We start from the raw sequence: 13,477 nt of genomic DNA on the forward strand, positions 1-13,477 counted from the left end.
TCCTCGTTTCCTGTTCAGGACAACCCTATTGGGTCCCTGTCCGGAAACTTCGTGGCCCCTCAGACGAAACGTCTTGCCGCGCTGACGGCGGAGAACGCCCGGCTGGTGGAGGACCTGGTCAAGAAGGGCCGCAGCGTCGGCATCCTGGTGATCCTGATCAGCCAGAAGACCACCGGCGACGCGATTCCCACCTTCATCCGCGACGTGTGCCCCATCGGACTGTCGTTCGCGCAGAAGACGGTGGAGGCCGCGGTGGCCGCGCTGGGGGAGGACATCCGTAACTGGCCCGACGCCAGCCCGGTCACCTTGCAGGACCCCGCCTACGTCGGCGTCGCGGTGATGGCGATGCAGGGCCGCCCCGGCTTCACCCGCATCCGCACCCCCTACGTCTCCGACGCCGATGCCGCCCGCATCGCGGACGCCACCTCGCATCTAACCGCCGACCCGGACCTGTGCCTGGATGCCCTCCTCCGCTCGACCGGCCGGACGACAACGCCCGCGCCCTCACTCACCAAGTGATCTCGAACAGCCCACGCCAGAAAGGAGGTTGAGATCATGGCGGAGGAACGGTTCACCCGGCGCACCGTGACCGTGGTCATGGCGGTCATCGCGGCCCTGGCCTTCGTCTTCTCCTTCGGCAACGTCTGGGCCCTCGCCCTGCGCCTCGGCGTCCCCCACCCGATCGCGCCACTGATCGCGCCCATGGTGGACCTCTCTGTCGTCGGACTCCTGATGGCGCTGCGCTTCCTGGCCCTGCGCGGCGTCCCCAAGGTCGAATTGCGGGCTGGTACTCGGCTGCTGCACCTGTGCGGGCTGCTCACCCTCGCCCTGAACACCGCCGAACCGCTGCTGACCGGACGCTACGGACGCGCCTGCCTGGACACCGTCGCCCCGCTCCTGCTCCTCGGCTGGGGCCACGTCGGCCCCGCCTTCCTCGCCCAGTTCCACACCCTCACCCACCCCACCCCACACCTGGAGGAGGCTCCTGGTCCTCTCTCCGAGCCGGTGCCCGACGAGGCACTCGCGCCCGAGCCCTCGATGCCAGCCCTGACCGTCGCCACCTCTCCGGTCGAGGAACCGCAGCCCGCTACGGCTCCGGCCACAGCTCTGCCTTTCGCCGTCTCCAAGGCGACCCGACCTGCCTCCGGCCCGGTCCTGCCGACTGCCCTGCTGGACGCGGCCCGGCGCATCGCGGACACCCACCACGCCGAGCACGGAGCCCCGATCAGCGCCGCCCATCTGGGGACGCGCATGGGCGTCGCCCTGCCCGTGGCCACCGCCGCCCTCGCTCAGCTCTGAGCCCCGGCCTCCTCGGCCGCATCTTCCTCGCTCAACTCCACGCCCGCCCATGGGCCTGGTTCGTCATGCCCCGAGCAGCACCAACACGCCCTCCTGCATGGCTGGTTGCTGCTCGGGGCCCCCACCCGAACAGAAGGGACACGCCCCGAATGGTCACCCTGGACCTGCGCCACGTGGCAAGCCCCGCCGTGCGGGACCTGCTCCACCTCGTCAACCACCCCGACTTCGACCGCGCACAGCAGCAGATCGAACACCTCGGCGGCTGCACCGAACCCGTCTGTCTGTAAGCACTTCTTTGGGGCTCTGGCACAAGTTCCGTGGTCCGGTGACGCTGGGTGATGGATTTGGGTTCCCAGTGGGTTCGGAAGGTTGCCCGGAAATCGCGCCCGCTGATCTTCGGCGGGTCCAGGGTCACCGGCCATGGAGAGTGTGTCGTCGTCGCTGGAAAAGGTGCTGTTTCCCGGCCTGCCGGGGGTGTTCCTGTCGTCCGTGGATATGGACGACGGCGTGCTGAGAGTGGAAGCACGAGCGACGGCGGAAGGCGCGAACTGCCCGGTCTGCGACGGCTGGTCGAGCCGGGTGCACAGTTCGTACCTCCGCTTCCCCGTGGACATGCCGACGGCAGGCCAGGGGGTCGTCGTGTCGTTGTGCGTCCGGCGGTTCCTCTGCGGTGCGGATTCATGTCCGCGACGGACGTTCGTCGAACAAATACCTGGCTTGACCCGTCGTCATGGCCGCTGGACCGAACGGCTTCGCACCGCGCTGGGGGCGGTCGGGCTGGCCCTGGCGGGCCGGGCCGGCGCCCGGCTGGCCGAACGTATCGGCGTCAACGTCAGCCGCATGACGCTATTACGCCTGGTCGCGGGCATGCCCGACCCGGCACATCCGGCTCCCCGGGTCCTGGGCGTGGACGACTTCGCCCTGCGCAAAGGCCATGTCTACGGGACCGTGCTGATCGACTGCGGGGAACGACGGGTGGTCGACGTGCTGCCCGACCGGGAATCCGGCACGCTGGCGGCCTGGCTGACCGCCCACCCCGGCGCTGAGATCGTGTGCCGCGACCGGGCCGGCGCCTACGCGGAAGGAATCCGCACCGGAGCTCCGGGCGCGGTGCAGATCGCAGACCGCTTCCACCTCTGGCAGAACCTCGCCCAGGCCGTCGAACGCCTGGCGGTCCGCCATCGCGGGTGCATTCCCCGGCCCAGCCCAGCACCCGCACACCCCATCGACCAGGGCACCCCGGACGACGCCCCCACCGTTCCCACCGGGAGGTTCGCAGAGCGGGCCCGCCAGCATCACGCCCTGGTCCACGGACTCATCGCCGAAGGCCACAGCCTGCGCTCAATCGCCCACCAGCTCGGCTGGGGCCGCCACACCGTCCAGCGATACGCCCGCGCCGCCACCTGGGAAGACATGATCAAAGGATCACGCAAACAACGGTCGAGCGCGCTCGACCCGTTCAAACAACACCTGTCGCGCCGAGCGGCCGAAGGCTGCACCAACGCCCGCGTTCTCCACCGGGAAGTCGCCGCACTGGGCTTTCGCGGCAGCTACTCCAGCGTCTGCGACTTCGTCCTGACCCTGCGGACGAACCCGGTCCCGATCGCCCCAGCACCGCCGTCGGTCCGGCGCGTCACCGGATGGATCACCCGCCACCCCGACGCCCTCAGCGACGACGAACAACAGCAGTTGAAGCAAGTACTCGCCGCCTGCCCGGAATTGGAGACAGCCACCGGACACGTCCGGACCTTCGCCCGCATGCTCACCAGACTCGAAGGCGAACGGCTCCCGGAATGGATCGCCGCCGCCAGTGCCGCCGATCTGCCCGGTGTCAGCTCCTTCGCCCGCGGACTCGAACGCGACCTTGACGCCGTCACCGCCGGACTCACCCAGCAATGGAACTCGGGCCTCGTCGAAGGCAACGTCAACCGCATCAAGATGCTCAAGCGGCAGACCTACGGACGAGCCGGATTTCCACTTCTCCGGAAGCGCATCCTTCTGACCTAGCGATCACCCAGCGTCACCGGACCACGGAACTTGTGCCAGAGCCCCAAAGAAGTGCTTACAAACACCCGTCCGCCTGACCGGCCACACCACCACCCTCGACACCACGACCGGCGAGGTACTGCGCTCCTACACTACGTCCGACGAGCCCACAGGCAGCCTGCTCACGACATGCGGCAACCGCCGCTCCTCACGCTGCCCAGCCTGCTCCCGCCTCTACGCCGCCGACACCTACCACCTCATCCGCGCGGGCCTGACCGGAGGCAAGACCGTCCCCGACACCGTTCGCACCCACCCCCGCGTATTCGCCACCCTCACCGCCCCTTCCTTCGGCCCCGTCCACAACCGCCCCGACGCCCGGCCCTGCCACTGCGGCACCCGCCACGAACCCGCAGACTCACTGCTGGGCACGCCACTCAACCCGGCGACGTACGACTACGCGGGCGCGGTCCTCTTCAACGCCCACGCCGGGGCCCTGTGGGCCCGCTTCACCACCTACCTGCGCCGTGAACTCGCCGCCCGGCTCGGCCTCACCCAGAAGGCCGCCCGCGCCGTGCTGCGGGTGTCCTTCGCCAAGGTCGCCGAGTACCAGAAGCGGGGCCTGGTCCACTTCCACGCCGTGATCCGGCTCGACGGCCCGGACGGCAACACCCAGCCCCCGCCCTCGTACGCCACCGTTGCCGTGCTCACCGACGCCATCCGCGCCGCCGCACCCCGCGCCCGCATCACCGTCACCTCGGACGCCGTCGGGGAACGCGAACTCGCCTGGGGCCAGCAGCTCGACGTCCGCGAGATCGCCGCCTTCGGCACCGACAGCGAACTCACCGACCAGGCGGTCGCCGCCTACGTGGCCAAGTACGCCATTAAATCCGCCGACGCCTCCGGCACCCTCGACCACGCCCTGCACTGCCGCACCTGCCACGGGCGCGGAGCCACCCTCCTGCCCCACGGCAACCCGCTCCCCTGCACCGCCTGTGACGGCACCGGACAGGCCCGGCCGCTGCCCCGCCTCGCCGTCGCCCGCCACGTGCGGCAGATGATCCGCACCTGCTGGGAACTGGGCAAGCTGCCGGAGTTCGCCGACCTGAAGCTGTGGAAGTGGGCACACATGCTCGGCTTCCGGGGCCATTTCTCCACCAAGTCCCGCGCCTACTCGACCACCCTGGGCGCGCTGCGCGACGCCCGCCGCGCCTGGCGTACCGAACAGGCCCGCGTCCATGCCGGCCTGCCCGAGTTCGACCCGACGACCACGCTCGTCGTCGGCCACTGGGACTACCTCGGCTCGGGCTACAGCCCCGGCGCGGCCCTCCTCGCCGCTGGTGTCTGGCATCACAAGGAACTGGAAAGGCAGTTCACGACCGAAGGGGGCTGTTGATGACCTCGCCCCCGCCCACCGCCCTCCACGCAGAGCCGGGCCAGGCTCCGGAGTTGCTGACGGTCCCCCAAGTCATGGCCCGCCTCCAGCTCGGCCGCTCCGCCGTCTACGACCTGCTCCGTGCCGGCCAACTCGCCTCGATCACCCTCGGCCGCGCCCGCCGCATCCCCACCCACGCCCTCACCGACTTCATCCACACCCGACTCGAACAGGACGCCGCCAGATGACCACACCCCGCGACACCCCCGCCTCCCGCCGCGTGCGCGCCAACGGCGACGGAACCGTCTACCAGCGCAAGGACAGCCGCTGGGAAGCCGCCGGATACGTCCTCGCACCCGGCAACACCCACAAGCGCGTCCGCGTCTACGGCACCACCCGCAAGGAAGCCCTGGCCAAGCTCACCGAGAAGATCGCCAACAGCAATCGCGGAGTCCCCATTCCGTCCGCGCAGGGCAGCGTGGCCGCGTACCTGACGTATTGGCTCGACGCTGTCGCCGTCCACCAGCTCCGCGAGAACACCCACACCCGCTACACCACTGTCGCCCGGCTCTACCTCATCCCCGGCCTCGGACGGAAGAAGCTCGCCAAGCTCACCGCCAAGGACGTCCGCACCTGGCTCAACCAGCTCCGCACCACCTGTCAGTGCTGCGCCCGCGGCCTCGACTCCGCCCGTGACCGACCCCTCTGCTGCGCCGCCGAAAAGTGCTGCTCCAAGCGGCTCTCGCCCCTGACCCTGGCCTACGTACACTCCGTGCTCAAGTCCGCCCTGGAGCACGCGGTCCGCGAGGAGGAGATCCCGCGCAACGTCGCCCGCAACGTCCGCACCGGCACGCCTCGTCCCCGACGCTTCGAACCACTCACTGCCGAAGAAGCGCGCGAGTTCCTGGCCGCCGCGCGCGGACACCGGCTGCACTCCCTGTTCGAACTCGCTCTCCACACCGGGCTCCGCAAGGGCGAACTCCTCGGCCTGCGCTGGGAGGACCTCGACCTCGACGCGGGCACCGCCGCCATCCGCCGCACACTCCAGCGCACCAATGCCGGCGGTCTCACCACGCTGCCCACCAAGACGCGCGCCTCCGAGCGCCGCATCGCCCTCCCCACCCGCTGCATCCAGTCGCTGAAGCTCCACCACGAGCGCGAGCGTGAGGTTGCGGGCACCACATGGCAGCACGATGCGCACGTGTTCACCACAGTGCAGGGCAGACCGATCGACCCGACCAACCTCACCCGCACCTTCACCACGCTCCTCCGCAATACCGGCCTCCGCCGCATCCGCTTCCACGACCTCCGCCACTCCACCGCCACCCTGCTCCTGGAGCAAGGCGTCGAACTCGTCGTGATCAAGGAACTCCTCGGCCACGCCCACATCGACGTCACCGCCACCGTCTACGCCCACGTCCGACTCCGCCTCCAGCGAGACGCCATCGACTCCCTCGGCCACGCCCTCGACCACCCCTGACATACGTACGGCAACGGCGGCGGACACCTGGGTGTCCGCCGCCGTTGCCGTCAACTACTGCCGTCAACCCGGCCAGAAGCCCTGTTAGACGAAGCTCTACACGACCGAGATTCGCTAACGGGAATCAGGCTTCGGCCAGGGATCGAGCCCCGGATCGGAGTGCAGGCAGGCCAGCGGACGATTCGCACAGACCGCCAACTCCAGGGAGTCTTCAAAGGTGGAACCGAGCTCCCAAATCCAGCCCATGCCAGCAGCAACCACCCTCCCCCCAGCTTCGACGAAAACGCTTGAATAACTGAGCCATTCACCGATGGGGAAATAGACCCCACCGAGAACACTCTCCACCTCCGCTGCTAGATCACGCTGCCCTGATCCAGCGGCGATGGGATCGAAATTGTAAGGCTCGTCATTACTGAAGTTCGGGCCAACTCGATTGACCGGCTCGATGGAGAGCCCTCCCACCGCCGCGAGGATTTCCTCTGCCAATGGATGGGACCGGTACCCTTCACTCTCCAGTGGCACGACCCATTGACCTGGGTCAACCTTCCTTCCTGCGCTCCATCCGGACGCAACAAGCGCCCCAAGCAGATCCTCGCTGAGCGAGTCAAAGCGAATCAGGGACATCAGTTGATCTCCAGGTCTTCCAGCAGTCGGCCACAACGACCGCAGGGGTGAGCCGGTTCACCATGCCCATCCGTATTCGATGTCGGCATGGAGTTGTTCCGCGTCCTTACCGTTCGCATGGTTCCACCCCTGATGGCCTCGGGGCCCTCTGCCGCCTGGGCCTGAATGAGACAGTGCACCTCTGCGCATCCTCCATGATGCCCTGTCCGTTCGAGCGCATCCGCCAACGGCCCTTCCGCCTGCTGGCCATGCTTATTGCGGCCGTAGTACTTCGCTCCTGAAGGAGACGTGTACTCGGAGGCAAACTTCACCCCAGGTTCGTTGCGAACGCTGTCGGCATAGTCACCAAGGTTGCAGTTGTGAACGAGTACCGGCGTGGCCCCCGCCAGCACATAGTACGTGTGGAGGTCGTCGACCGTGAGGTTGTAGACCACCGTCGACTGCGTGCGGTGGGTGATCGCCGTGATCTGGGCCCAGGTGCCGGAGCTCGTGCGGAGCCACTGGCCCGGCTGGAGGTCGCCGGCGTCCGTCCATTCCTTCAGGTCGGGGACCCAGAAGGGGTGGTCGTCGGTGGCGGTGATCTTGGCGGGTTTGCCGTCCTCGGTGGCGGCGGCGACGGTGATGTCCGTCAGGGATTTCTCGCCGGACCCCTGGATCAGGGTGGTGACCTCGCGCGGGCCGCTCTCGCCGGTTTCGGGGTCCGTCGCGAGGACCTTGTCGCCGACCCGTACGTCCTTGATGGGTTTGCGGGTGCCGTCCGCCATCAGGACCGGGGTCTCGCCGGTGAAGCTGTTCTTGCAGCCGACGCGGCCCGCGAGCTTGCCGCCGCTGCCCGCCCCGCCGAGCATTCCGGTCAGGCAGCCCAGGGCCGCCGACGAGCCGACCTGACCCCAGTTCACCTTGCGGCCCGAGAGGCGCTGGGTGAGCCAGTCCAGGCCACCGTCGAACAAGGCACCGCCCGCGCAGCCGATCAGGAGAGGATTGTTGCCCGAGGGATCGGTGTACGTCTTGGGTGAACTCAGCGCGTACTGGTAGAGGTTGGCCCCGCCCGCGAACCCGATCGGGTCCTGGGAGATGAAGCGGCCGGTCTCCGGGTCGTAGTAGCGGTTGCGGTAGTAGAGCAGGCCCGTGCCGTCGCTCTCCCGGCCGGTGAAGGTGTAAGGGTTCGAGGACGCGGCGCCGGACGCCGTGGGCTGACCGTACGGGTCGTACGTGTAGCGGGTGGCGATCGTGCCGTCCTGGTCGGCAAGGCCGACGACCGTGCCGAGCGCGTCGGTGAGGTAGACCTGCGTCCGGCCGCTCTCCGTGCGGGTGAGGTATTCGTCCAGGCCGGAGGTGGCCACCGTGGCCGTGGTGGCGCCCGAACCCGACTGTTCCGCCAGGGGGTTGGAGCCGTCGGTGAGGAACTTGCTCGTCGTGCCGCCCAGCGTCTTCGCGCTGCGCGTGCCCAGCGGGTCGTAGGCGAAGGTGCTGCTCCGGCCGCCGGACACATCGGTCAGGCCGGTCAGCTCGCCCCTGGCGTTCCAGTCGTACGTCCGCTTGCCGTCGGACGTGAGCTGCCCCTCGGCGTCATATCTGAAGGAGCGGCCGTTGAACGTCGTGAGCCGGTTGTCCTTGCCGAAGGCCGCGCCCGTCTCGGCCGCCGGGAGGGCGATGCTCGCGAGGGTGCCGGCCAGGCCGGTCTGGAGGCCTCTTTCGTCGCGGGTGTAGGTGAGGTCCCCGACGCCGGCCCCGGCGCGGGTGTAGGAGATGCCGGTGGTCGTGCCGGTCTTGTCGTAGCCCGTGGTGCGGGTGAAACCGCCGGGCAGCGTGGCGGTCTTCTCGCGGCCGACCGCGTCCAGGCCGAAGGTGACGGCCTGGCCGCCGGTGGTGACCGAGGTGAGGATGCCGGAGGTGTCGTAGCCGTAGGCCGTGGTCGTCCCGGCGGCCGTCATCTCCTTGCGGCGGTCCGCGCCGTCGTAGTCGTAGCCGACGGTGCCGGTCGGGCCGGTGACGGTCTTGGGCAGGTCGTAGGCGTCGTACGTGAAGGACTGCGTGCCGGACACCGTGTCGGTGACGGTCCTGGGCAGGTCGACACCGTCGTAGGCGTACGTGACCGTCGACTCCGCCTGGCCCGCCGCGTCAACCCCGTACTTGGCGTTCTTGGCCCGGCCCAGCAGGTCGTACTCCGCGGTGGCGACCTGACCCGCACGGCTGGTGACTTCGGCCAGCTGCCCCGCCGGGTCATAACCGAAGAGCGCCCGCGCCCCGAGCGGGTCGGTGGCCGACGTGGGGCGGTCGGCGGTGTCGTACGCCCAAGTGGTCGCGTTGTTCCTGGCGTCGGTCAGGGTGGTGAGGTTGCCGTTGTCGTCGTAGTCGAGGGTGGTGGTGTGGCCGAGCGGATCGGTGACCTTCCGCGCCTGGTTGAGCACGTCGTAGGTGAGGGTCGTCCGCGCGCCGGACGCGTCCGTCGTGACCACCGGCCGGCCCGCGGCGTCCAGGAACTGGCTGCCCGTGCCGCCCTCGGCGTCCTTGACGTTGGTCAACTCGCCGTACTGATAGGTGTATTCGGTGACGGCTCCGGACGCGTCGGTGACCGTCTCCAACTGTCCGTCGGGGGTGTGGGTGAGGGTGGTGGGCCGGCCCTCGGGGTCGGTCACCGTCCGGAGATCACCGGCGGAGTCGTAGCCGAGTGTGGTGGTCTTGCCCAGCGGGTCGGTGAGGATGGTCGGCTGGTCGTACGGGCCGTCATACACCGCCGTCCCGGAGGTACGGGCCTGTGGTGTGCCCGCCAGTTCCTTCGCCGAGGTCACATAGCCGTTGGCGTCGTAGGTGAGTTCGGTGCGGCGGCCGTACGGGTCGGTGACAGCGTCGATCCGGTGGTAGGAGCCGCGTTCGTACACCGTCTTGCGCGCCAGTGTGCTGCCGTGTGCCTGAGTGTCCGACACGCCGTAGCCGTCCGCGTCGAACTCGACCCGGCGCACCGCGCCGCCCGGCTGCGTCACCGTCGCCGAGGTGATCTTGCCCGCGCCGGTCCGGGTGTACTCGAAGGCGTACTTCGCGCCCTCGGTGAGCGTCTGTTCCTTGACCCGGCCGTCCGTGTCGAAGGTGTTGGACATGTAGGTGATGCCACGGGCATCGACGGCGGTCTTGATCCGGTTCGTGGTGCCGTCGTACGTGTAACGGCTGACCTTGCCCGCAGGGTCGGTCACCGTTTCCAGGCGTCCCGCGGTGTCGTATGTGTAGCCCGTGGTGCGGCCCGTGTTGTCGCGGGCACTGATGATCCGGTGGCCGGTGTCGTAGCCGAAGCTGATCCACCGGCCGCCCGGGGTCGTGATCTGGGTGATATCGCCCTTGGTGCCGTTGAGGCGGCTGATCTTGAGGGTGTTGCCGTGCCGGTCCTGTATCTGCTGCAACGGCGCGTACTGCGGATACGTCCATATGCTGCCGTCACGGAAACGTATCTCCCAGCGGCCGTTACCGCCGTAGATCTTGGAGCCGCGGAACTCGCTCGGTGAGTCGAGAGGTTCGAAGACGGCATCGTTCCAGCCGGTCCCGGGGGAGGTACGGGTGTAGTGGACCTTCGCCCCGCCGGGGAGATACAGGTCGACCTCGCGGTACGGCTGCGCCGAGTGCAGGAAGGAGTTGTAGATCAGATCGCGTCCGATGCCGAACGCTCGTTTGTATGTGTCACCCTGCCAGTAGGTGCGGGTCACCTCGGCCGTGCCGAGCGAGTCGGAGACAGCGAGGTCAGTGCGGGAGTCGGTGAGCATCCCTGTGGAGAGCTCGACCGGGTCACCGGAGAGCCAGTCCACGGTGTCCTTGAGCCAGGATGTCAGCCAGGGCGGCAGCTGGCCGGTGTTGAACATCGCGCCGTGGAAGGCCCATACGCGGGTCTTCGCGTCCGGCACCACCTGCTTTCCGTCCGCGGACACCCTGCCGTGCCCGTAGACGTACCACCCCTTCTTCTTCGGGTCGTAGTCCATGAACTCGACCTCGGTGCCCGGGGCTTCGCGCGTGTAGTTGGGGTAGATGACCTGGGCGCCCTTGGGGAACACGTACGTGCCGCCGGGCTGCACGGTGAAGAACACCGGCACGACGCTGTTCTTCGGCAGCGGGAACGGTGGACGGTCGAGCGGAATCGCCGTGATTCCCAGCTCGGTGACCGGCCTGCCCTTCTCGTCACGGACCACGGAGCCCTTCGGGATCCGTACCTCAAGTCCCGGGATGCTCGGGGTCTTCAGTACGACCTCGGTCTTGGGGCCTGACCGAGATACAGGTCAAAGGGGCAACGGGATGATCTTGAACGATTGACGGGCCTACTGCGGTGCCGAGATCGCTGCGCCGTGTTCGTCGTGCTCGCGCAGCATCCTCATCACGGTCGCCGGGGAGGGATGCTGCCCCTTCTTCGCTCCGGTGGTGATGACGAGCCGCTTCGCCATGTCGCGCAGGCTCATCTCCTGGTCGCGTAGGTGGAGGGCCATGGACAACATGTCGTCGTCGGTGACCCCGGCGCCGCCGATGGTCTTGCCGCGCTTCCGCGCGGACTCGTGGCCTTCGAGGGTGCGGTCGCGGATGTACTCGCGCTCCATCCCGGACATGGCGGCGAGCACGGTGAACACGATGCCGGACGGGTCGTGCGAGCCCTTGAGCTCTCCGGTGAGGAACTCCAGGCCAACGTCGCTTGCCTTCAGCTCCTCGGCGAGCATGGCGAGTTCGATGCCGCGGCCGAGTCGCTTGTGCTCGTGGACGACGAGCGTGACGGCGACGCCGGAGAAGCGGATCTCCCTGGCGAGCTTCACGGCGGCCCCCAGTTCCGGCCGCTTCGTGGCGCGGGTGGAGATCTTCTCCGAAAAGATGCGCGTCACCCCGGCCTCGGCGAGGGAGTCGAGTTGTGCATCGAGGGACTGGCGGGAGGTGGACGCTCGGGCATAGCCGATGCGGACGTGGCCGACCGGTTCGGCGCTGGCGCTCACGGGCCGGGGCAGTTCGGTCCACACCGACCCCGGCTTGCGTACGGCGGGGGTCGGTACGTTGAGCGTCTTGGCGAGTTGGGGCACCAGGCGGAAGCGGGCGGTGTGGTATTGGATCGCCACCCGGCCCTTCCCGGTCCGGCACGGCGAGCCTGCGGGGGCGGCGCAGGTGGACATCGGGCAGTCGTGCGATTCCACACGCTTGAAGTCGTTGCTCACAACCCCCGGACTGTTTCATGAGGGTGTTTCAGACGTCCAGTTGTTTGCAACGACTCATGAAACGTGATTGCCGCAGGTGGACCGCCGGGCGGCGGGGTGTTTCACGAGCGACCACCTATGAAACGTTGCAAACCGGCCTGCCCCGCTACACAGGGATGATGTCTTGTCTCACGAGACGTTCCCGTTGTCTCGCGGACCGCCGGTACGGTGCGTGGCTCTCAACGTAGGAGTCGTACGGTTCCTGCCGTCTGGACCAACAGCGAGCCGTCGCCCGGGATGAGACGTGCGGGCTCCTCCTCGAACATCTGTGCGTCCTCGTCAGGAAGGGCGCCGACTGGCTCGCCGCACCTGTGCGTCCACCGGGTCCGGCCGGTCGCCACCTCCAACGCGATGACCGTTCCGTCATGAATGAGCAGGTAGACAACGCCGCCCGCGATGACCGGTGAGCCGACTGGGAATCCGGGCAGCGGGCTGCGCCAAGCCGACTCGGGTGTTCGAGTGTTCAGCGCGGTCAGCAGTATCTCCTCGGGTTCGGCGTCGAGGTGCGAGCCATCGGCGGCATCGAAAGCCGCCGTCGCTGTGATGCACAGGAGCAGTCCGTTGGTGTACGCCGGGGCCTTCAACGGCTCGAAGTGGTGCCGTCCGGCGAAGGGAACCCATGTCCATTCCTCGGCACCGGTCTCCAGGTCGCATCCGACGAAGTCCACGCCATCCCATGGCTGTGGGTGCGGGTACACGCCGTCGTCGTGGCGCCGCAGCCGAGTGAACCACACTCGGCCGTCGGCAATTATGGGGTGGGTCAGACCGGGTATCTCCCAGTCGCCCGTGCTGTCGCCGTCGGTCTGGGCGGGCGCGGCGCATTCGGCGTTCTGCCGGTCGCCGATCGACCAGAGCGGCTCGCCGGTCCCCTTCGGAAAGGCGTGAACCCCGCCGTGGACGCGGTGACCCTCAAAGCCGTCCGTCACGACGACGATGCCATCGTGGACGGCTGGTGGCGCGAGCAGGCTCGCCACCACCTGGGATTCCCATAGAGTGGTGCGGGTGGCGAGATCCACCGCATGAGTGCCGTCCACCAACAAGATGTTGTCGAGGGCGGTGATGTACCCGCCTGCTTGATCCCAGACACGGACCGCCTCGCCGGTATGGCGATCAAGCTCGATGATCTCTTCTTCGTGGAGGTGCAGGACTCCGGTAGGCGTGATGACTGCCGAGCCTGAGGCGGACGCAGGACCCCAGTCGTTGTGGTGGGACCAGCGCCGTTCCCCGGTCGCAGCGTCGAGTCCGTGCACGCCGCCGTCCACGTCAAGGACCACGACGAGATCACCGTCCCATGCAGGCGAGCCGGTCAACTCCGCGTCACACCGGAAAGTCCAGGCCGTTTCCGGGGTAACAGGGACGGCCGCGCCGGAGTACTCGCCGGTACGCTGGGCATTTCCGAATGGCGTGATCATCCCGCAGAATCTACATGCCGCGCAGGAGAACCACAGCGGCGGACCAAAGCTCATCGACGAAAACTCCCTCGTCTTCGCCAGGTTCAGCACCTGC

At 68.2% G+C, this 13,477-nt stretch carries 10 protein-coding genes and 1 pseudogene; 7 read left to right on the forward strand and 4 right to left on the reverse strand.

The genetic code is table 11. The features are described from left to right. Nucleotides 1-51: 51 nt before the first annotated feature. From ACFRMN_RS00545 to ACFRMN_RS00575, 7 genes and pseudogenes are all read left to right on the forward strand, one after another. Nucleotides 52-519: a hypothetical protein gene (locus ACFRMN_RS00545; RefSeq protein WP_383011057.1), complete on the forward strand. Its 468-nt coding sequence runs from the start codon at nt 52-54 to the stop codon at nt 517-519. A 36-nt stretch (nt 520-555) separates the two neighbouring features. Beyond that, nucleotides 556-1,299, forward strand: a complete 744-nt coding sequence (locus tag ACFRMN_RS00550) for a DUF2637 domain-containing protein (protein WP_383011060.1) — start codon at nt 556-558, stop codon at nt 1,297-1,299. Nucleotides 1,300-1,448: 149 nt separating this feature from the next. After that, complete coding sequence (locus tag ACFRMN_RS00555; protein WP_383011063.1) at nt 1,449-1,586, forward strand: hypothetical protein; 138 nt, start codon at nt 1,449-1,451, stop codon at nt 1,584-1,586. 133 nt (nt 1,587-1,719) lie between these two features. Then, entirely contained in the window at nt 1,720-3,306 is a 1,587-nt protein-coding gene (locus ACFRMN_RS00560; RefSeq protein ID WP_383011066.1) for an ISL3 family transposase, read from the forward strand. Between the two features lie 64 nt (nt 3,307-3,370). Further along, a pseudogene (locus tag ACFRMN_RS00565) lies at nt 3,371-4,678 on the forward strand (replication initiator); the annotation flags it as partial. After that, nucleotides 4,678-4,905, forward strand: a complete 228-nt coding sequence (locus tag ACFRMN_RS00570) for a helix-turn-helix domain-containing protein (protein ID WP_383011069.1) — start codon at nt 4,678-4,680, stop codon at nt 4,903-4,905. The pseudogene ACFRMN_RS00565 and the gene ACFRMN_RS00570, both read left to right, overlap by 1 nt. Then, entirely contained in the window at nt 4,902-6,137 is a 1,236-nt protein-coding gene (locus ACFRMN_RS00575; protein ID WP_383011072.1) for a tyrosine-type recombinase/integrase, read from the forward strand. The genes ACFRMN_RS00570 and ACFRMN_RS00575 overlap by 4 nt, the downstream gene beginning before the upstream one ends. Nucleotides 6,138-6,251: 114 nt before the next feature. Here ACFRMN_RS00575 and ACFRMN_RS00580 read toward each other — a convergent pair whose 3' ends face one another. From ACFRMN_RS00580 to ACFRMN_RS00595, 4 genes are all read right to left on the reverse strand, one after another. After that, nucleotides 6,252-6,761, reverse strand: a complete 510-nt coding sequence (locus ACFRMN_RS00580) for an SUKH-3 domain-containing protein (RefSeq protein ID WP_383011075.1) — start codon at nt 6,759-6,761, stop codon at nt 6,252-6,254. Then, nucleotides 6,761-10,933 (reverse strand): RHS repeat-associated core domain-containing protein, encoded by a 4,173-nt coding sequence (locus ACFRMN_RS00585; protein ID WP_383011078.1) that lies wholly within the window; start codon nt 10,931-10,933, stop codon nt 6,761-6,763. The genes ACFRMN_RS00580 and ACFRMN_RS00585 overlap by 1 nt, the downstream gene beginning before the upstream one ends. Before the next feature lie 126 nt (nt 10,934-11,059). Next, entirely contained in the window at nt 11,060-11,836 is a 777-nt protein-coding gene (locus tag ACFRMN_RS00590; RefSeq protein ID WP_383011081.1) for a recombinase family protein, read from the reverse strand. Nucleotides 11,837-12,150: 314 nt separating this feature from the next. Further along, complete coding sequence (locus tag ACFRMN_RS00595; protein ID WP_383011084.1) at nt 12,151-13,473, reverse strand: PQQ-binding-like beta-propeller repeat protein; 1,323 nt, start codon at nt 13,471-13,473, stop codon at nt 12,151-12,153. Between the last annotated feature and the right edge of the window lie 4 nt (nt 13,474-13,477).

Origin of the sequence: Streptomyces sp. NPDC056835 (assembly GCF_042789485.1) — a bacterium.
GTDB lineage: Bacteria > Actinomycetota > Actinomycetes > Streptomycetales > Streptomycetaceae > Streptomyces.

Bases quoted from the DNA above. Each gene is read 5' to 3' on its own strand.
- ACFRMN_RS00550 (WP_383011060.1), top strand. From the start codon at position 556: ATGGCGGAGGAACGGTTCACCCGGCGCACCGTGACCGTGGTCATGGCG.
- ACFRMN_RS00555 (WP_383011063.1), top strand. From the start codon at position 1,449: ATGGTCACCCTGGACCTGCGCCACGTGGCAAGCCCCGCCGTGCGGGAC.
- ACFRMN_RS00560 (WP_383011066.1), top strand. From the start codon at position 1,720: ATGGAGAGTGTGTCGTCGTCGCTGGAAAAGGTGCTGTTTCCCGGCCTG.
- ACFRMN_RS00570 (WP_383011069.1), top strand. From the start codon at position 4,678: ATGACCTCGCCCCCGCCCACCGCCCTCCACGCAGAGCCGGGCCAGGCT.
- ACFRMN_RS00575 (WP_383011072.1), top strand. From the start codon at position 4,902: ATGACCACACCCCGCGACACCCCCGCCTCCCGCCGCGTGCGCGCCAAC.
- ACFRMN_RS00580 (WP_383011075.1), bottom strand. From the start codon at position 6,761: ATGTCCCTGATTCGCTTTGACTCGCTCAGCGAGGATCTGCTTGGGGCG.